Here is a 275-nt window from a genome sequence, read left to right as displayed (position 1 = left end):
GGCGGCGACACCGCCGGCGTCACCGCCGATCCGGCCGCCTTCCTGCGCCGAAGGGCGGCGGCCTATCAGGCCTATTTCGAACATATGCCGTTGCGGCCCAGCGCCCTGCGGCGCGACGGCGGCGTGCGTCTGTACCGGCGTTTCGGCTTTGGCGACCTGGCCACCGTCCATGTGCTGGACACGCGCCAGCACCGGACGGCCGGCCCCTGCCCCGCCGCCGACCATCTGGGCGGCCGAATTCTGGACGACTGCTCCACCGTCTTCGACCCGGCGGC

Annotated in this window: 1 protein-coding gene; it reads left to right on the top strand. The window is 73.1% G+C overall.

Translation table 11 applies throughout. The features are described from left to right. The coding region (locus CVH10_RS20185) for an alkaline phosphatase D family protein (RefSeq protein WP_181244576.1) at positions 1–275 on the top strand (275 nt) is incomplete at both ends.

Origin of the sequence: Halomonas sp. ND22Bw (assembly GCF_003011945.1) — a bacterium.
Classification (GTDB): Bacteria; Pseudomonadota; Gammaproteobacteria; order Pseudomonadales; family Halomonadaceae; genus Halomonas; species Halomonas halophila.
Note: the sequence above shows the minus strand (reverse complement) of the source record. Positions and strands in the feature narration are given on the sequence as shown.